The sequence below is a fragment of the Actinomycetospora sp. NBRC 106378 genome, assembly GCF_030269685.1.
Lineage (GTDB): Bacteria > Actinomycetota > Actinomycetes > Mycobacteriales > Pseudonocardiaceae > Actinomycetospora.
Genome location: NZ_BSTT01000002.1, coordinates 655,546 through 673,173 on the forward strand (window position 1 = coordinate 655,546; position 17,628 = coordinate 673,173).

General features: G+C 74.1%; 17 protein-coding genes. 4 read left to right on the forward strand and 13 right to left on the reverse strand.

Annotated elements, in window-relative coordinates; genetic code table 11:
- Both boxB and QSK00_RS07460 read left to right on the forward strand, forming a co-directional pair.
- Positions 1-1,428, forward strand: coding sequence for a benzoyl-CoA 2,3-epoxidase subunit BoxB (gene boxB / locus QSK00_RS07455; RefSeq protein ID WP_285589114.1), 1,428 nt, complete (start codon positions 1-3; stop codon positions 1,426-1,428).
- A gap of 26 nt (positions 1,429-1,454) precedes the next feature.
- Positions 1,455-3,086: a benzoate-CoA ligase family protein gene (locus QSK00_RS07460; RefSeq protein ID WP_285589117.1), complete on the forward strand. Its 1,632-nt coding sequence runs from the start codon at positions 1,455-1,457 to the stop codon at positions 3,084-3,086.
- 19 nt (positions 3,087-3,105) lie between these two features.
- Here QSK00_RS07460 and QSK00_RS07465 read toward each other — a convergent pair whose 3' ends face one another.
- Positions 3,106-3,294, reverse strand: coding sequence for a hypothetical protein (locus QSK00_RS07465; protein ID WP_285589119.1), 189 nt, complete (start codon positions 3,292-3,294; stop codon positions 3,106-3,108).
- Between the two features lie 213 nt (positions 3,295-3,507).
- Here QSK00_RS07465 and QSK00_RS07470 point away from each other — a divergent pair, with 213 nt between their 5' ends.
- A complete protein-coding gene (locus QSK00_RS07470; RefSeq protein WP_285589122.1) occupies positions 3,508-4,737 on the forward strand; it encodes an oxidoreductase in 1,230 nt (409 codons plus the stop codon).
- A 72-nt stretch (positions 4,738-4,809) separates the two neighbouring features.
- Here QSK00_RS07470 and QSK00_RS07475 read toward each other — a convergent pair whose 3' ends face one another.
- The 9 genes from QSK00_RS07475 to QSK00_RS07515 are packed head-to-tail and all read right to left on the reverse strand — an operon-like array spanning position 4,810 to position 11,998.
- Positions 4,810-6,051, reverse strand: coding sequence for an ATP-grasp domain-containing protein (locus QSK00_RS07475; RefSeq protein ID WP_285589124.1), 1,242 nt, complete (start codon positions 6,049-6,051; stop codon positions 4,810-4,812).
- Entirely contained in the window at positions 6,041-6,583 is a 543-nt protein-coding gene (locus QSK00_RS07480) for a cupin domain-containing protein (protein ID WP_285589127.1), read from the reverse strand. Before QSK00_RS07480 ends, QSK00_RS07475 begins: the two co-directional genes overlap by 11 nt.
- Complete coding sequence (locus QSK00_RS07485) at positions 6,580-7,536, reverse strand: hypothetical protein (protein ID WP_285589129.1); 957 nt, start codon at positions 7,534-7,536, stop codon at positions 6,580-6,582. The genes QSK00_RS07480 and QSK00_RS07485 overlap by 4 nt, the downstream gene beginning before the upstream one ends.
- Positions 7,537-7,541: 5 nt before the next feature.
- The gene (locus tag QSK00_RS07490; RefSeq protein ID WP_285589132.1) at positions 7,542-7,997 is read right to left on the reverse strand and encodes a GNAT family N-acetyltransferase; all 456 of its coding nucleotides are present in this window, start codon (positions 7,995-7,997) and stop codon (positions 7,542-7,544) included.
- Positions 7,994-8,935 (reverse strand): hypothetical protein, encoded by a 942-nt coding sequence (locus QSK00_RS07495; RefSeq protein WP_285589134.1) that lies wholly within the window; start codon positions 8,933-8,935, stop codon positions 7,994-7,996. The genes QSK00_RS07490 and QSK00_RS07495 overlap by 4 nt, the downstream gene beginning before the upstream one ends.
- Positions 8,932-9,231: a hypothetical protein gene (locus QSK00_RS07500; protein ID WP_285589135.1), complete on the reverse strand. Its 300-nt coding sequence runs from the start codon at positions 9,229-9,231 to the stop codon at positions 8,932-8,934. The genes QSK00_RS07495 and QSK00_RS07500 overlap by 4 nt, the downstream gene beginning before the upstream one ends.
- A complete protein-coding gene (locus QSK00_RS07505; RefSeq protein ID WP_285589136.1) occupies positions 9,221-10,135 on the reverse strand; it encodes a chlorinating enzyme in 915 nt (304 codons plus the stop codon). Before QSK00_RS07505 ends, QSK00_RS07500 begins: the two co-directional genes overlap by 11 nt.
- Before the next feature lie 19 nt (positions 10,136-10,154).
- Positions 10,155-10,403 carry an acyl carrier protein gene (locus QSK00_RS07510; RefSeq protein ID WP_285589137.1) on the reverse strand — a complete coding sequence of 83 codons (249 nt, stop codon included), beginning with the start codon at positions 10,401-10,403 and terminating at the stop codon, positions 10,155-10,157.
- Entirely contained in the window at positions 10,403-11,998 is a 1,596-nt protein-coding gene (locus QSK00_RS07515) for an AMP-binding protein (protein WP_285589141.1), read from the reverse strand. The genes QSK00_RS07510 and QSK00_RS07515 overlap by 1 nt, the downstream gene beginning before the upstream one ends.
- A gap of 347 nt (positions 11,999-12,345) precedes the next feature.
- Here QSK00_RS07515 and QSK00_RS07520 point away from each other — a divergent pair, with 347 nt between their 5' ends.
- On the forward strand, positions 12,346-13,815 hold the full coding sequence (locus QSK00_RS07520; protein WP_285589144.1) for a DUF885 family protein: 1,470 nt from the start codon (positions 12,346-12,348) through the stop codon (positions 13,813-13,815).
- A gap of 29 nt (positions 13,816-13,844) precedes the next feature.
- Here QSK00_RS07520 and QSK00_RS07525 read toward each other — a convergent pair whose 3' ends face one another.
- From QSK00_RS07525 to QSK00_RS07535, 3 genes are read right to left on the reverse strand one after another with little or no spacing between them, the layout of a single operon-like run.
- On the reverse strand, positions 13,845-15,044 hold the full coding sequence (locus QSK00_RS07525; protein ID WP_285589147.1) for an ATP-grasp domain-containing protein: 1,200 nt from the start codon (positions 15,042-15,044) through the stop codon (positions 13,845-13,847).
- Positions 15,041-16,345, reverse strand: a complete 1,305-nt coding sequence (locus QSK00_RS07530; RefSeq protein WP_285589149.1) for an MFS transporter — start codon at positions 16,343-16,345, stop codon at positions 15,041-15,043. The genes QSK00_RS07525 and QSK00_RS07530 overlap by 4 nt, the downstream gene beginning before the upstream one ends.
- Positions 16,342-17,547, reverse strand: a complete 1,206-nt coding sequence (locus QSK00_RS07535) for an ATP-grasp domain-containing protein (protein ID WP_285589150.1) — start codon at positions 17,545-17,547, stop codon at positions 16,342-16,344. The genes QSK00_RS07530 and QSK00_RS07535 overlap by 4 nt, the downstream gene beginning before the upstream one ends.
- Positions 17,548-17,628 lie beyond the last annotated feature (81 nt).

Sequence of the window (17,628 nt, forward strand, 5' to 3'; positions counted from 1 at the left end):
ATGACGAGCGCCCGTCCGAAGATCGACTTCGACGCCAAGATCCCGAACAACGTCGACCTCGCCGGCGACCGCAAGCTCCAGCGGGCCCTCGAGCGCTGGCAGCCGAACTTCCTCGACTGGTGGGGCGACATGGGCCCCGCCGTCGACACCAAGGACGTCTACCTGCGCACCGCGGTCGACGTCGGCCGGGACGGCTGGGCGCATTTCGACCACGTCCCCATGAACGAGTACCGCTGGGGCGTCTTCCTCTCCGAGCACGACCCCGACCGCACGATCGCCTTCGGCGAGCACAAGGGCGAGCCGGTCTGGCAGGAGGTCCCCGGCGAGTACCGCGCCGACCTGCAGCGCCTCATCGTCATCCAGGGCGACACCGAGCCCGCGTCCGTCGAGCAGCAGCGCTTCCTCGGCGCCACCGCGCCGTCGCTCTACGACATGCGCAACCTGTTCCAGGTCAACGTCGAGGAGGGCCGTCACCTCTGGGCGATGGTCTACCTGCTGCACGCCTACTTCGGCCGGGCCGGGCGCGAGGAGGCCGACCAGCTGCTGGCCCGCAACTCCGGCTCGGACGACTCGCCGCGCATCCTCGGGGCCTTCAACGAGGAGACCCCGGACTGGCTGTCGTTCTACATGTTCACCTACTTCACCGACCGGGACGGCAAGTACCAGCTCGGCACGCTGAAGGAGTCGGGCTTCGACCCGCTGAGCCGGACCTGCGAGTTCATGCTCAAGGAGGAGGCCCACCACATGTTCGTGGGCACCACCGGCATCGACCGCGTGGTCCGGCGCACCGCTGAGCTCATGCAGACCCACGACACCGAGGAGGTCGCCGGCGCCGGCGGCATCCCGCTGACGATGATCCAGAAGTACATCAACTTCCACTACACCGTGTCGCTGGACCTGTTCGGCAACGAGTCCTCGACCAACGCCGCGAACTACTTCACCGCCGGCATCAAGGGCCGCTGGCAGGAGGAGCGCCGCGCCGACGACCACCTGCTCGCCGACGACGCCGGCCACGTCGACGCCTTCCGCGACGGGCAGATCACCCGCAACGAGGTCCCGGCGCTGCTCGCGCTGAACCAGGACCTGCGCCACGAGTACATCAACGACTGCAAGACGGGCCTCAAGCGCTGGAACCGCATCCTGGCGAAGGCCGGGATCGACGCCGAGCTGTACCTGCCCCACGTCGGGTTCAACCGGCAGGTCGGCGCCTTCGCGGGCGCCCACATCACCCCGGACGGCAAGGTCGTCTCCGAGTCCGACTGGAACGCCCGCAAGGACGCGTGGCTGCCCACCGAGCTCGACAAGACCCACGTCCGCAGCCTCATGCACCCGGTCCTCGAGCCCGGGAAGATCGCGAGCTGGATCGCCCCGCCGTCGACGGGGATCAACGACAAGCCCGTCGACTTCGAGTACGTGCACTTCCACTAGTCGGCCACGGAGCAAGGGCGGTTGTCGTGCTGTCCCACCACCAGCAGTTCAACGCGTCGCACTACCTGCTCGACCGGCACCTTCCTGATAGGGGGTCCAGGGTCGCCGTCCGGGCCCTGACGCCCGGGGGCGTGCGGGAGCTGACGTACGCCGAGGTCGCGGCCGAGGTGCGCACGGTCGCGGCCGGCCTGCGCGGACTCGGCGTGCGACCCGAGCAGCGGGTGGTGATGTGCTGCTCGGACGGCGTCGAGCTGTTCACGGCGATCCTCGCGGCGATGCGGATCGGGGCGGTCGCCGTCCCGGTGTCGACGATGCTGCGCGGGCCCGAGCTCGCGAAGCTCGTCATCGACTCGCGCGCCGCCGTGCTGATCTGCTCGCCGGAGTTCGGGTCGGTCACGCGGGAGGCGACCCGCCTCGCCGTCGAGAACGGGGCGCACGACCTGACCGACGTCGTCGTCACGCCGGCGGGGGTCCCGGTCGACGACGACGCGCCGATGGACGGCTATCCCGTCCGCACCCGCGACTGGACCGACCTCGCGGCGACCGGCTTCGGGTTCGACGACGGGCTCTACGCCACGTGGGACGAGTCGCCGGCGCTGTGGCTCTACACCTCGGGGACGACGGGCACGCCGAAGGCCGCGATGCACCGGCACGCCGACCTCCGCACGGTCTGCGAGACCTACGCCGCGCAGGTGCTGCGCATCCGGCCCGACGACGTGTGCTTCTCGGTGCCGAAACTGTTCTTCGCCTACGGCATCGGGAACTCGATGTTCTTCCCGATGTCGGTGGGGGCCTCGGCGGTGCTCTCGCCGGGCCGCCCGTCCCCGGCGGCGATCGCGTCGGTACTCACCGAGCACCCGGTGACCCTGTTCTTCGGCAGCCCGTCGGTGTACGGGCCGCTGCTCGCCTCCGACCTGCCCGACTCCGTGTTCGCCCGCGTCCGGCAGGGCGTCAGCGCGGGGGAGGCCCTGCCCCCGCGCATGGTGCTGGGGATGCGGGACCGCTTCGGGGTCGAGGTGCTCGACGGGATCGGGTCCACCGAGGCGCTGCACATCTACCTCTCCAACCGCCCCGGCGAGGTCGCGCCGGGCACGTCCGGCGTGCCGGTGCCCGGCTACGAGGTGGAGATCCGCGACGACGACGGCACCGTGGTCGCAGACGGCGAGAAGGGCACGCTCTACCTGCGGGCCGACTCGCTGTGCACCGGCTACTGGTGCCGCACCGACGTCAACCGCCGCGTGTTCGAGGGCGAGTGGATGCGGACGGGCGACACCTACGTCCGCAACCCCGACGGCACCTACCAGTGCCTGGGGCGGACCGACGACGTCCTCAAGGTCGGCGGGATCTGGGTGACGCCGATGGAGGTGGAGGAGCGTCTGGTGCTCCACCCGTCGGTCGCCGAGGTGGTCGTCGTGGGCGTTCCCGACGACGACGGCCTGGACCGGACCGTCGCCTGCGTGGTCCCGGCGGAGGGCGCGGTCCTCGACGCCGAGGCCCTCATCGCGTGGTGCCGGGAGGGCCTGGCGTCGTTCAAGAAGCCCCGCCACGTCCTGGAGATCGACGCCGTGCCCCGCACCGCGACCGGCAAGGTGCAGCGCTTCCTGGTGCGCGAGCTCGCGGCGGCGCGGCTGTCGGAGGTCGTCGGCGCGCGGGGGTGAGCCGGTCGCGTCGCGGGGGTCAGGCGGCCGGCCACCAGAAGGCGCACGCCAGATCGAGGTCGACGAGGTCCGGGTGGCGCCACAGCACGGCCTCGTCGCGGTCGAGGCGCCGTGGCGCAGCGGGATCGGTCGGGCAGTCCGCGCGGTGCGGGACGGGCGAGAGCCGTCCGGGACGGGCGGCGGAGCAGAACGAGCAGGTGCCGAACATCGGCCACCTCCGGCAATCGGGCCGTCGGTGGTGGACGACGACTGCAGGGGCTCCGGGCACCTCGTCGAACCCGGCTGACCTCGGAGGTTGCCCGACCGGGGGCCCGTGGTGACCGGGACGTGACCGTGCGCACGCGGTGAGCTGCATCGCCGCGGGCCCGGCCCACCGGGACGAGGGCGCACCGTTTTCCGTCGACGGCCGGTTAGGACCGGTGTGAGCCTCTCCGAGCCCCTCGCGCTGCCGTGCGGCGCGGTGCTGCCGAACCGCCTGGTGCGCGCGGCGATGACCGAGAGCATCGCCGACCGGCACGGCGACCCGTCGCCGCGCCACGACCGGCTCTACCGCGACGCCGCGGCCGGCGGGCCGGGTCTGGTGATCACGGGCAACGTCATGGTGGACCGCGCGCACCTGGAGCGGGCGCGCAACGTCGTCGTCGACTCCTGGACCGACGACGCCGCGCTGCGCCGGTGGGCGGACGCCGCGAGCGCGGTGCCGACGATCGTGCAGCTCTCGCACCCGGGGCGCCAGACCACCCGCTACGTCAACCCGCATCCCGTGGGGCCGTCGTCGGGACCGGCGGTGGCGCTCGGCGGCGCCTACGCGCGGCCGCGGGCGCTCTCGGTCGTGGAGATCGCCGACCTGCAGGAGCGGTTCGTCGAGGTCGCCCGCCGGGTGGTCGACGCCGGGTTCGCGGGTGTCGAGGTGCACGCCGCGCACGGCTACCTGCTCTCGAGCTTCCTCGACCCGGAGACCAACCGGCGCACCGATCCCTACGGCGGCTCGCTGACCGGCCGGGCCCGGTTCCTGCTCGGGATCGTCGCGGGCGTGCGCCGGGCGCTGCCGGAGTCGGCGATCGTCGCGGTCAAGCTCGACGCCCGCGACGACGACGAGCTCGTGACGCTCGGCGGGTGGCTCGACGACGAGGGCGTGGACCTGCTGGAGGTCTCCGGCGGCAACTACGAGAAGCCCGCGATGGTGGGCCTGGACGCATCCGGGGGTGACCTGGCGGGGGAGCACGAGTCGCCGTTCTGGAACTCCGCGGCGGCCCTGTCGAAGGAGGTCGACGTCCCGGTGGTGCTCACCGGGGGGTTCCGGTCGCGGCGGGAGGTGGACGAGGCGATCGGGTCGGGCGTGTGCGACGCCGTCGGCGTCGGGCGGCCGCTCGCCGTGCGACCCGACCTGGCCGGCCGCTTCGTCCGCGGGGAGGTCGACACCCTCGACCGACCGGCTCCGCGCCTGGGCGGCCCGGTCCCGGTGCGGGCGCTGCTCGGTGCGGCGGTCGGCGCGGGGTGGCACCGCATCCAGCTGGCGCGCGCCAGCCGGGGTCGGGGTCCGGCACTGCGGCTGCCCGCCCTGCTCGCCGGCATCGACTACAGCGTGGGCGACTGGGTGCGGAGCCTCGTCGAGCGGCCCGCCCGGATGCGGCGGGCGCGGCGGTTCTGACCGGGCGGTGGTTCTGACCGGGCGCGGCGGTTCTGACCGGGCGGTGGTTCTGACCGGGCGCCGTGTCGGAGGTCAGGCGCCCCAGCGGCAGCGCACGGCCGCCAGCCCTCCGTCGACGGCGTCGAGGCAGGCCGTCCGGGAGTCGGCGACCCCGATCGCCAGAGCGACCCGCCCGTCCATCACGGCCCCGGACGGCGGCGACATCCGGACCCCGGCCGGGACGAGGGGCATGACCAGGTCGACGCCGGCCGGGACGGCGCCCTCGTCGACCTCGACCGACTCCAGCAACGCGTCGGACCCCGGCGGGTAGGCGAAGCGGACGGCCGCCCACCGGTCGGTGGCCCCGCCGGGCACGACGGGGAGCTCGAGGTCCTCGCCGCAGGCGGCGGCCGCCGCGAGCGGACCGGCCGCGATGCCCGACGCGCGCTCCCCGAGGTGGGGGATGAGGTCACCGCCGAGACGGGCGTTGACCTCGATGACCCGCGGGCCGGTGTCGGAGAGCCGCAGCTCGGTGTGGGTCCAGCCGTCGCGGAAGCCCAGCGCGGCGTGCGCCTCGTCGAGGACCGAGCGCAGCACCGGGTCGGACAGGAGCGGGTCCCGACCCTGCACGACGTGGCCCGTCTCCTCGAAGTGCGGCGCGTACCCGATCTCCTTGTGCGCCAGGTACACGGGGTGGACCCGCCCGGAGCGGACGACGGCGTCCACGCTGATCTCCGGCCCGCGCACGAACTCCTCCACCAGCACCGTGGCGTCGGTGGCCGGCAGGTCCGGCGCGGTCACGCCGTCGCTCGCCGGGAGGTGCACCTCCAGCTCGTCGGCGTCGCGGACGACGGCGACCCCGTCGCTGGCGGCGCCTCCCCGCGGCTTGACCACGACCGGATACCCGAGGCGCTGCGCGGCCGCGCGCGCCTGGGCCGGTCCGGTGACCGGGACGGACGCGGGCTGAGGAACCCCCCGCGCCGCGAGGGCGGCGCGCGTCCGGGCCTTGTCCCGGCAGTTCACGGCGGCCCGGAGACCCGGTCCGGGCAGCTGCAGGGCGTCCGCCGCGGCGGCGGTCGCGACGACCCGGGCCTCGGACCAGGTCAGCACCCCGCGCACGACGTGCCGGGCGACGAGGCCGCGCAGGGCGGTGGTCACGGCGTCCGGACCGTCGAGCGGGAGCACCGTGGCGTCGTCCACGTACCGGCACTCCCAGTCCGGCGCGCGGTCGGTCACGAGGTGCACGCGGCGGTGCTCGGACAGCGACCGCAACAGGTACTCGCGGTAGAGCCGGGGTCCGGTGGCGACCACCACCAGCAGACCGTCATCCCGCACGCGTCGCACCGATCCCCACGAAGCACATGAGCGCGGGCCCCGGGCCGTCGTTGCGCCAGGCGTGCCGCGTGCCCTGCTGGACGACGCAGGTCCCCGGGTGCAGGTCGACCTCGCGCCCGTCGTCGAGGACCAGCGTCAGGGTGCCGGCGAGGCAGACGCCGTAGTCCAGGGTGTCCGTGGTGTGCATCCCCGTGGGGTCGTCGGGGTCGAACACCTCCGCGAGACCGGGCAGCCGCGCGGCGACCTCGGCGGCGCTCTCCGGGTCCGTCGGCGGCGTCGTGGTGGCGTCGGACGCCGGGAAGGTCACGAGCATGAGCCGCGACCCGCCGGTCCCGGCGAAGAACGGCAGCGTCGAGGGGCCGGGGGCGGCCGGCCCGACCACGGCGCCGCCGTCCCGGCTGCCCCACAGGAGCCGGAACTCCTGACCCGGGAAGGCGCGCACGGTGAGCGGTTCGGGGTGTTCGTCCCGCTCCACGGTGCTGTTCCCGGCCGCGTCGTGCCCGACGACCACGAGGCGGGGGACGACGCTCACGACGTGGCCCGGAGCGGCACGGCGGTCCGCAGGGTGGCGAGGAGCGCGTCCTCCGCGGCGCCCAGCTCCGCGCAACGGTCGCCGAGGCGCGCGACGTCGACGCGCCCGGTCGCCCGCCCGACCATGAGGTTGTTGCGGACGTCCCGGTAGCGGGCCACCAGATCGGCGACGGGCGCCCGGGCGGCCTCGTGCTCCGGGTGACGGTCCAGGTAGGTGCCCAGGCAGGTGCGCGAGCCCTCGAGCAGGGCGAAGGCGTCGTAGAGGAGGTCGTACACGCGGGCGGGGGTCCGCCACGGATCGGTCGCGAGGTCGGCCACCTCGCGCAGCAGGCGCCGGCTGTCGGAGAAGCCGGCGAGGAGCTCGGCGAAGGCGACGGCGCTGCCCCGGGCGGCGTCCGCCGCGTCGTAGGGGCCCGACCGGAACCAGCTGACGTGCCGCAGGCGCCCGTTGTCGTAGGCGTCCGCGACGATCTGCCCGGAGTACTCGTAGCGGCAGAGGACGCTGGCCCGGTTGTCGTCGAGCACCGACCACCGGTCGGCCGCGGCGTCGTGGTCGACGAGGGTGATCGTGTGGACGACGTGGTCGCGCCGGTACTCCGGGGTGTGGGGCAGGTAGAACACGTCGATGAAGGCGATGGCGTACCCGACGTCCCCGATCGCCGCGAGCACCGTCGGACGGGCCTCCCCGAACGTCTCGAAGGGCACGTACTCGCGCGTCACGCCGAGGCGCCCGAGGGCGTCCGGGTCGAGCAGGTCGTTCGGGAAGTCGTACTTCGGGACGCCTGCGCGGACCACGTGCTCGAGGACGGCGTCGGTGCTGATCAGGCACCGGTGGAACAGCTCCGGGAGGTCCGGCACCCGCTCGGCGAGCATCACCGCGCCCTGCCGCTGGTAGCAGTTGAGGAACGAGCGGTCGTAGAGCGCCGCGTCGTAGGGGTAGACGTCGTCCGCCACGACGATCAGAGCGCCTTGGTCATGTAGGCGCTGTGCGGGTCGTGGTCGTAGTCGCCGAACGGACCGCACGGCTCGAAGCCGTACTTCGCGTACAGGGACCGAGGGGCGAGGAAGAAGTCGGTCGCGCCCGTCTCGAGACTGAGCCGGGACAGGCCCATGTTCTTCGCCTCGGCGAGGATGTGCTCGAGCACCAGGGCCCCGATGCCCGTGCGCCGCCGGTCGGGGTGGCTGCGCATCGACTTGATCTCGCCCTCGGTCCCGTCCAGGCGCTTGAGGGCGCCGCAGCCGATCACCTCGTCGCCGTCGAGCACCGTCCAGAAGGTCACCTCGGGTGCGCGCAACGCGTCGAGGTCGAGCGCGTAGACGCTGCCCTCGGGGGTGATCTCCCGCATGTGGTCCAGGTGGGCCTGCAGGAACCGGGCGATCTCCGGACCGCGGAGATCGTCGACGATGATCTTCATGGTGTACCTCCGTCTCGGGGGGTTCGCGTGCCTGCGCGCAGGGTCGCGTAGGCGGAGAAACCCGGGGCCGACGACTGGGCGAGCAGCACCGAGCCGGGCTCCCAGCCCTCCCCGGACTCCCGGTCGATCAGGTTGAGCAGCCAGTCGGCGTTCCCGCAGTGGCCGTCGCGCTCCATGATCGTCCGGAAGTGCAGGCGGTCGCGCGGCAGGCCCACCGCCAGGGCGTTGACCCCGACGAGGGGCGCGAACAGGTTGCTCGGCAGGACGACCGCGACCTCCCCGGGCTCCACCCCCGCCGGCCGCAGCGCCCGCGCGAGGGCCGCGCGGGCCGCCTGCTGCCGGGAGCGGAAGGAGTCCTGTCCGCGCAGTCCCTCCGGGTCGACCGCGGTGGCCTGGGCCACCAGTTCCACCGTCCCCGGTGCCCCGCGGTGCAGCAGGCATCCGGCCGCGGCGTCCCCGAACACCGCGAAGCTCCGCACCCGCGCGAGGTCGTCGGGGGTGAAGTCGAGCGCGACGAGCACGACGGTCCCGACGTCCGGGTCGTCGAACATGCCCACCGCCCGCGCCAGGGCGTCGAGCGAACTGCAGCACTGCAGGTGGGACACCAGGGCGGGTACGCAGGAGCGCAGTCCCGCCCCGAGGAGGACGGCGGCGGCGAGGTCGGGGTCGAGGCGCGCGAGACAGGGGTCGGACGTGGCGAGCACCAGCCGGTCCACCTCGGCCGGCTCGGTCCCGGTCCGCTCGAGCACGTCCGCGATGCAGTCGAGGACGTACGCGAGCACCGGACGCCGGAACCGCCGGAACGTGCCGGCCCCCATCGCGGCGAAGTCGGTCGAGGGCATCAGCTCCGACCAGCGTTCCGCGAAGCCCGGCACGGACTCCGGCTTCTCGACGTCCTCGCCCACCGCGCAGGCGAACCCGGAGATCCCGATGCTCACGCCGAGCGGCTCCCGGTCGCCGCGTCGATCTCGGCGAGGACCGTCCGCAGCCCGGCGACGTCGTCGAGCAGGGGGACCCACTCCGGCTGGAGCGAGAGGCCGTCCGCGCCCCGCGACTCGATGTAGCCCGCGATCAGGATGAGCATGTCCAGCGAGCCGATGCCCAGCTCGGCGCGGGTGGCGCTCCCCGTGAGGTCCTCGTAGGTGAGGTCGTGCCCGGGTTGTCCCGCCACGAAGTCCGCGAAGGCGCGCAGGTGCCGGTCGTCCGTCCCGGCCTCCGCCGCCTCAGCCCGCATCGGACACCTTCGGGAACTCGAAGCCGTTGAGGTTGCGCTCGGCGAGGCGGTTGTAGCCGTACCGGTCCGCACCGGCCACGAGCACGCAGCTGTGGTAGTCCAGGTTGATCTCGTCGCCGAACTCCACGAGGCGGTCGACGTGCTCGTAGACCTTGACCGTGGGGGAGACGTAGCGCGAGGCGTAGCCGAGCCGGGTCTCCTGGCTGGTGTTGGGCAACGACCCGTGCACGCACTTCTCGACGAAGAGCACGAACTGTCCGGGGGCCATCTCCATGTCGACCACCCGCTCCTGCTCGGGGCTCCAGGCGGGGTCGACCTGCAGCTCCGAGTAGTCGTAGCCGAAGAAGTCGGTCTTGAGCTCGGGCCGCTTGGTCAGCCGGCGCTCCTCGTCGTAGAACCACTGCCGCTGGCTGCCGGGCAGGAAGCGCAGGCATCCCTGCTCCTTGCCCGCCGCGGAGAACGCCGTCCAGACGCTGACGTCCATGACGATCTCGGGGTCGTCGCGGTCCTCGGTGAAGGCCAGCGACGGCGTGGCCGCCGTCGTGGTCTCCCCGACGATGTACTTCTCCACCTGGTGCCAGCCGGTCCCCGCGTCCCCGGGCTTCTTCTGGAAGATGTTGGACTTCCAGCAGAGCACGTCCGGACCCATGAGGCTGCGGACCCGCCCGACGATCTCGGGATGGGCGATGTGCCGGGACAGCGTGTCGCAGTCCAGGTGGCGGTCGTAGTTGATGATGTTGGAGTTGTGGGGCTTGTTCTTCGAGAGCGCCATCTCGATCATGGCCTTGCCCCAGACCTGCTGCGCCTCCTCCGGGGAGTACAGGTCGAACGGGCCGACGAAGCCGTTCTCCTTGAACGACCGCACCTCCGCCTCGGTGAGCGCGGGACTGTAGGTCTGGGTCATGGCGTGCGGTCCTCTCCGGTCATCCGTGGCACACGATGTCGACGACATCGCGGACGTACTCGGCCTCGATGAGGCGCTCCAGACAGCTCATGGTGTCCACGCCGGTCTGCTCCTCGAGCACGAAGATCAGGCTCATCAGGCCCACCGAGTCGAGGCCGAGATCGCCCTGCAGGCTCATCGACGGTTCCACCCCGCCCTGCACGGAGGCCCGGGGCAGGACGCTCGCGATGATCGAGCAGACCGTGCTCTCGTCCACGGGCGCGGCCATCAGGCACCGCTCCCGGACGTGGCGGGGGCGAACACCGCGCGCCCGACCGCCGCGCGGTCGACCTTCAGGTTGCGGGTGAGCAGCCCGGACGCGGCGCTGAGTTCGTCGGCGGGACGGACGAGCACCTCGGCGATGCGGTGGGAGGCCGGCCGTTCGGCGTTCCGGGCCTGCACCCGGGCCCGGACCGCGGCGGCGCGTTCCTCCGTGTCGCCCGCGGCGTCGTCCAGCCAGACGACGCACACCAGGCGCCCGTCGCCCGGGCGGGCCATGACCACGGCCCGCGTCACCGGCCCGTCCGCCTCGACGGCGGCCTCGAGCGGCTCGGGGTTGATCTTGACGCCGCTGCGGGTGATGATCACGTTCTTCTTCCGGCCGGTGAGCCGGAGGAACCCGTCGCGGTCGAGGCGTCCGAGGTCGCCGGTGGCGAGTCGGCCGTCGGGTCGGAACACGGCGTCCGCGGTCTCCACCCCCTCGAAGACGTAGCCGTGGGCCTGGGGGCGGGCGACCCGCAGGAGGATCTCCCCGTCCTCCCCGGTCTCCACCTCCACACCGGGGACCGGGCGGCCGGCGGCTCCCACCCGCGCCGCGCCGGGGACGTTGCACGCGATCCACCCGCTCTCCGTGGAGCCGTAGATCTCGTGCAGCGGGGCACCGAGGACCTGGAAGGTCGCGACCATGTCCGGCGCCACGGGGGCCGAGCCGGTGAACATCAGCCGGACGCGGGGACCGTAGACCGCGGTCCACCGCCGACCGAGGCGGGCCCGCCACCGCCGTGTGAGCCCGTGCGGCGCGACCCGGAACAGGACCGCGGCGAGCCGGTAGGGCCGTCGGTCCCGCTCCTGGTCGGCGTGCAGGCGGTTGACGGCGAACTCGAAGAACGACGGCGGGCCGAGGATGATCGTCGGGGCGAGCGTCCGCATGAGGAGGAACATGCGCTCCGGGGCCACCACGGTGGCCGAGCAGCCCGCGTGGATCGCCAGGTAGACCAGGTAGCGCTGCTGGAAGTTGGAGAAGGGCAGGACGACGAGGATGTCGTCGTCGGTCCGCACCCGCCACAGCGCGGCGGACACCTCGACGGTGTTGAGGATCCCGTCGTGGGTGAGCGGCAGGCCCTTGCTCGTGCCGGACGTGCCCGAGGAGAACGCCACCGTGGCGACCTCGGACGCCAGGCCCGACGGTGGGCGGGGGATCGGGGTGAGGGCGAGCGGGCGGTCCTCCAGCCGGGCGAGCGCCGCCGGGAGCGGCGCACCGGGTGCGAGGGCCCGGGAGACCAGCGCCCCGACCAGCCCGTAGCGCTCGACGGCCCCCGCCAGCTCCTCCGGCGTGAACCCCGACTCGAGCGGCAGGGCCACCGGGACGGCGCCGAGGGCGAGCAGCGCGAGGTCCGCGAGCACCCAGTCGTAGGAGTTCGGTCCGAGCAGGCCCACGGGATCGCCCGCGCCGACGCCGCCGGCCCGGAGCTCGTCGCGGAGCAGCGCGACGTCCGCGTGCACCTCGGCGAAGGAGCGCGTCGTCGTCGACCCGTCGCGACCCACCACGCGCAGCCTCGCCTGCGGGTGCTCCAGCAGACGCTCGTGCAGGGTGTCCAGCGTCATCGGCCCTCCTCCCTCGAGAGTGCACGCGCAGAACGGGATCGCCATTCTCGGGTGGCGCGCCGGGCGCCCGGAGAGAATGGCGGAAGAATTGCGGTCGGGTGCCGCGCAGAACGGGAAAAGACGTCCCTCGGGTCCGGTCGGTCGACGATGACCCACGGACCGCGGCCACGTCGGACATTGCCACGGGCGAGACCGTCAGGCAAGGGTCCGCGAACGGTTCCGTGCGTCGGTTCGGACACTCGGACGAACCGATCCCGCCTCCTCGGAATCGCTGCCATGATGTGTCGATGACCAGCGGTCCGACAACGGTCGGAGAAGTCGACGAACGATTGCGCGCGGTGTGCGACATGATGGTCGCGCCGGTCCGGGAGGAGGCCGGGCGGCACGAGTACGACGGGGTCGTGCAACCGCTCGACGCGTCGGGCGTCGCCGCCGGACTCGCGCGGATCGGTGCCGCGGAGGCGCCCCGCGCCGACGCCGTCGTCGAGGCCCATCTCGCGGCCTTCGAGCAGGCGGCCCGCGTCCGCTTCGGGCGGCTCGAGGCCCATCGGTGGGACCCGGTGCTGCACGTGACCAACCTCGACGTGAGCTGCTACGACCGCGACTACGGGCCGGCGGAGCAGCGCGCGGCGGCCCGGGAGCGGCACCTGGCGGCGTGGCCCGCGGCGGTGGACGCGGCCGTGCGGACCCTCGACGCGGTGTCCGCGCCGGTCGCCGGGATCGTGCTGCCGATGGTCCGGGGCCTGGGCGAGGGACTGACCGGGGCCGACGGTGCCGCCCGGTCCGCCGTCGAGCGGTTCGCCGGCCACCTGGAGCACCTGGCCCGGACCGGGAACCCCGATCCGGCGCTGGGCGCCGAGACCCTCGCGGCCCTCATGAGCTGCGGGGAGGGCGACGTCCCCGACCTCGAGCTGCTCGCCCGGCGGGCGGCCGAGGAGTCCGCGCGGCTCGACGAGGCGCTCGTCGAGGCGTGCGCGGACCTCGCGCCGGGTCGCCCCGCGCGCGAGGTCGTCGCCGACCTGCACGCCGACCGGCCCGACGGGGTCGCGGCGCTCGGGTCCGAGGTCGGCGCCCTCGTCGAGGAACTCACCGCGTTCTGCCGGGCGACCGACCTGGTCCCGTACACCGACGGCGAGCTGCGGATCGGCGAGCCCCCGGCGTCGCGCCGGTTCGCCATGGCGATGATGGCGTGGGCGGCCCCGGACGAGCCGGACGGCCCGAGCTGGTACTGGATCACCCCGCCCGACCCGACGTGGCCGGACGAGGACGTCGAGGCGTGGAACGCGGTCTTCTGCCGGACCAGCCTCCCGGCCATCACGGCCCACGAGGTCGTCCCGGGGCACCTCGCGCACGCGCGCGCCCTGCGCCGGGTCGAGGCGCCCGAACGGCGGCTGCTGCACTCGCCCGCGTTCGTCGAGGGCTGGGCGCACTACGCCGAGGAGATGCTGGTCGAGGTGGGCTTCCGGGCGCAGGACCGACGCTTCCGGCTCGGCGTCGTGCTCGAGGCGCTGATCCGGGTGACGCGGTTGGAGGTGGCGATCGGCCTGCACACCGGCGAGATGTCGCCGGCGGAGGCGACCGACCGGTTCCGCGTCCGGGCGCTGCTCGACGGGGTGGCCGCCCGCTCCGAGGCGGAGCGCGCGCTGGTCGAGCCGACCTACGGTCGGTACGCCTGGGGCAAGCTCGCGATCCGGGAGGCGGCGGACGGGGCCCGCCGCCGATGGGGTGCCGACTTCTCGCTCCCGCGCTTCCACCGGTCGCTGCTCGAGCTGGGCAGTCCGCCGATCACCCTCCTCGGACGGGCCCTCGCCGTCTGACCGGGTCGCCCCCGGTTGCGGACGCCCGGTCATCCGGCGGCCGTGACGTCGACCCCGACCGTCGTCCGCACCGTCTCCAACGTCGCGTCGAGCGTCTCGCCGTCCGGGGCGGCGAGCACGACGCGACCGACCCGGTCGGCCGAGGACCGCAGGACGGGCACGGCCTGCCCGGGCACCACGTCGGCCTCGGCCAGGACCACGTGCGGGTGGGCCCGGATCTCCTCGAACCCGGTGACGGCCCGGACGGTGCCGGCCGGGGCGACGGGCAGGTGGACCGCGGCGAGGCGCGGCGGGGTCGACGGCAGCGGGGCCGGCTCCCACCCGAGCGCGAGCCGGACGAGGGCCTCGAACCAGTCGACGCCGTGAGCCAGCCCCAGGAGGTCCATGATGTGGTCGCCCGGGGTGCGTACGGCCACCTCGATGACGACCGGCCCCGCGTCGCCGAGGCGGAACTCGAGGTGCACCACCCCGGTCCGCATCCCGAGGGCCGCGACGACCGCCTCGCCGAGGCCCTCGACCGCCGGGACGTGCGCCGGGTCGAGCCGGGCGGGCAGCCGGTGCCCGATCTCGATGAAGCGCGGCGCGCCGGTGGTCTGCTTCTCGGTGACGTTCGCGAGCAGGACCTCCCCGTCGCGCACGAGGGCCTCCCAGCTGTACTCGGGACCGGCGACGACCCGCTCCACGAGCAGGCGCCCCTCGCCCTCGCGGGCGGCGACGGCCCCGGTCCAGCCCTCGGGGTCGGCCACGAGCTCGACGCCCGCGCTGCCCGCCCCGGACAGCGACTTGACCATCACCGGCCAGCGCGTGGCCGCCCACTCCGCGGCCTGCGAGAGCCGGTCCACGACGAGGTACTCGGGCCCGGGGATCCCCGCCGCGGCGAACCTCGCCCGCTGCAGGCCCTTGTTCCGCGAGGTCGTGGCCGCCCGCAGGGACGGGCCCGGCAACCCGTACTCGTCCGCCACGAGGGCGGCCGCCATCACCTGCGGCTCGCTGAAGGCGATGACCCCGTCCGGGCGGTGGGCCGCCGCGGCGGCGTGCGCCGACTCGGCCCACATCTCGTCGGCCGGGCCCCGGCACGGCAGCACCTCGTCGACCTCGCCGACGAGCCCGTCGACCCGTGCGGCCAGCTCCACGGCGTGCACCCGCACCCCGAGGCGGCGCGCCGCGGCCAGGTAGGGGCGGCCCATGCGGCCGACCCCGAGCATGAGCAGGGTGGGTGCAGCGGTCACGTCGTGGCCTCCTGGTCCTCGAGGTGCGTCGGCAGTCCCCGGGTCACGGCGACGACGGCGGGTCCGGTCACGGCGAAGACCGCGGCGAGCACCACCCACCCGAGGGTCCCGCCCCCGTCGTCGAGCACGGCCCAGGTCAGCAGGGCCGGTCCGACCGCGGAGGCCGCGCTGATCCCGAGCTCGTAGATCCCGAGGTAGTAGCTGCGCTCGGCGGGCGGGGCGAGGGCGAACGACAACCGCCAGGCCCCCGCGCCCTGCCAGATCTCCCCGAGGCTCAGGACGACCGCGACGGCGACGATCAGGACGGCCGCGGCGAGGGCCCCGGTCCACGCGGCCGCGGCGGCGAGCAGACAGCACCCGGCGAGACTCAACCCGGCCCGGAGCTGGCGGTGCGCCGCGGCGGGCGCCGAGTCCAGCCCCCGGCTCAACGGCACCTGCAGGACCACCGCGATGACCGTGTTGACCACCACGAGCACCGCGATCATTGCCGGGGGAGCGGCGGTCCGGGTGGTGATCCAGAGCGGGAGGACGACGCCCAGCAGGATGGTGTGCAGGTAGAGGACGCCGTTGAGTCCCGTGAGAGCGAGCAGGCGGGGGTTCCAGGCCCGCCGCCAGGCGCCGCGCGGGAGCGGAGGGGCCCCCGCGCGGGCGCCCGCGGGCGGCACGTCGAGGCGGGTCAGCAGCGCGGCGGTGACGACGAAGGACGCGGCGTCGAGCAGCACGAGCACCGTGAACGTGCCGGTGTCGCCGGCCGTCACGGCGATCCCGGCGAGCAGGGCGCCGACGGTGAAGCCGATGTTGCGCACGGAGAAGACCGCGGCCATCGTCGTGACCCGGTCCGCCCCGTCGTCGGTGGCTCCGACCAGGCTCTGCACGAGGGGCCCGCCGCTCCACTCCGCGACACCGATGACGAACGACAGCGCGACGAAGCCGACCGGACCGTGGAGGAACGGCAGCGCGGCGAAGCAGACGCCGCGGAGCAGGTAGAGCGCGACGAGGACCGGACGGGCCCCGACCCGGTCGGCGAGCCGACCCACGGGGACCGTGCCGAGCAGCCCGCCGACGCCCCCGGCGGACACCCCGATGCCGACCTCGACGGGGGAGAGCCCGATGGTCCGGGTCAGGAACAGCGCGGACGTGGCGAGGTAGAGACCCGTCCCGGTCGAGTCGACCAGGGCCGCGACCAGCAGCCGGCGGCCGGTCGCGTGGGGAGGTACCCACCGCCGGACGCGGGCGACGAGGCCGCCGCGCGCAGCGTCCCCCTGCCCCTCGCCCGTCGGGTCCGCTCCGTCGGCGGTCATACGGTCACCCCGACGGGCTCGACGCGGACCTCCTCGAACAGGGCGCCGAGGAAGGCGCGCAACTGGGCGGTCGAGCCCGGACCGACCAGCCCGGCCGCCGGGACGAGGTGGTCGGCGTAGGTCACCGTCGTCGAGATCGGCTCGTCGGGGTCGCGCTCCACCCAGCGCAGCATCAGCGGGTCGTCCCGGAAGCGCTCGTGGCCCCGCACCCGGCAGTGCGTCGAGCCCAGGGTGTGCCCGGGGAGGACGAACCAGCCGTACCGCGCCGACGGGTCGGTCGGGCGGGGCCGCGGGGGGTCGATCGGTCCGTCGACGAGCAGCTGCACGTGGGCGGGCGGCAGGCGCACACCGGTCGCGAGCTCGAAGGTGTCGACGACGTCGGCGCCGCCGAAGCGCGCGCCGAGCTCCAGGAACACCGGTCCGTCGGGCGTGACGATGCCCTCGAGGTGGAAGGGGCCGTCGCGCACCGCGAGAGCGTCCAGGCACCGGCGCGACCAGTCCTCGAGTGCCGGGTCGAGCTCGGTCTGCACCGAGCCCAGCGGCCGGCCCGTCGCGAACCCGAGGCAGGTGCCCACGTACTCGCTGGCCACCACCGCGACCAGCTCACCGGCGACGACGAGACCGTCCACGTGGACGATCGGACCCTCGACGAACTCCTCGACCTCGTACTCCCCGACGGCGACGTCGGTGCCCGCCGCGAGCGCGGTCGCAGGATCGGGGAAGCTCTCCACTCCCTCGCTCGAGGCGCCCGCCAGGGGCTTGAGCACGGTCGCGCCCTGCCAGCCCAACCCTCCGGGGCCGCGCCGCAGCGCCTCGGCGAGCGGGAGGAACCGCGGCACCCGCAGACCGGCCGCCGCCACCGCCCGCTTCATGACGACCTTGTCGCGGACGGGCAGGACCTCGGCCTCGGACGGCCCGGGCAGCCCGAGCCGGTCGCGCAGCCGCCCGGCGGCCAGCAGGTCGTACTCCGAGAGCGCCACCACGACGTCGGGGGTGGGCAGTCCGGCGATCGCGTCCAGCACCTCGTCGGCGGTGTCGCCCTGCCCGGGCCGCTCGAGGCGCAGGCCCCCGACCGCGGCGGCGGGCAGGGTCACGGCGCGGTCCGCGGTGTGGACGTAGGTGACGTCGTGCCGGGCGTGGTCGATGTTCTCGGCGTACCGGGCGAAGGAATCGGGAACGCGGTGCAGGACGAGGACGTGCATGGGGCCTCTCCACGTGTCGGAGTCATTCTCGTGCAGCGTGATCGTGAACTGCCGGACCGGGTCGGACACCTCCGTCGCGTG

Bases quoted from the DNA above. Each gene is read 5' to 3' on its own strand.
- QSK00_RS07490 (WP_285589132.1), bottom strand. From the start codon at position 7,997: ATGAAGATCATCGTCGACGATCTCCGCGGTCCGGAGATCGCCCGGTTC.
- QSK00_RS07510 (WP_285589137.1), bottom strand. From the start codon at position 10,403: ATGGCCGCGCCCGTGGACGAGAGCACGGTCTGCTCGATCATCGCGAGC.
- QSK00_RS07530 (WP_285589149.1), bottom strand. From the start codon at position 16,345: ATGACCGCCGACGGAGCGGACCCGACGGGCGAGGGGCAGGGGGACGCT.
- QSK00_RS07500 (WP_285589135.1), bottom strand. From the start codon at position 9,231: ATGCGGGCTGAGGCGGCGGAGGCCGGGACGGACGACCGGCACCTGCGC.
- QSK00_RS07535 (WP_285589150.1), bottom strand. From the start codon at position 17,547: ATGCACGTCCTCGTCCTGCACCGCGTTCCCGATTCCTTCGCCCGGTAC.
- boxB (WP_285589114.1), top strand. From the start codon at position 1: ATGACGAGCGCCCGTCCGAAGATCGACTTCGACGCCAAGATCCCGAAC.
- QSK00_RS07520 (WP_285589144.1), top strand. From the start codon at position 12,346: ATGATGGTCGCGCCGGTCCGGGAGGAGGCCGGGCGGCACGAGTACGAC.
- QSK00_RS07505 (WP_285589136.1), bottom strand. From the start codon at position 10,135: ATGACCCAGACCTACAGTCCCGCGCTCACCGAGGCGGAGGTGCGGTCG.
- QSK00_RS07515 (WP_285589141.1), bottom strand. From the start codon at position 11,998: ATGACGCTGGACACCCTGCACGAGCGTCTGCTGGAGCACCCGCAGGCG.
- QSK00_RS07465 (WP_285589119.1), bottom strand. From the start codon at position 3,294: ATGTTCGGCACCTGCTCGTTCTGCTCCGCCGCCCGTCCCGGACGGCTC.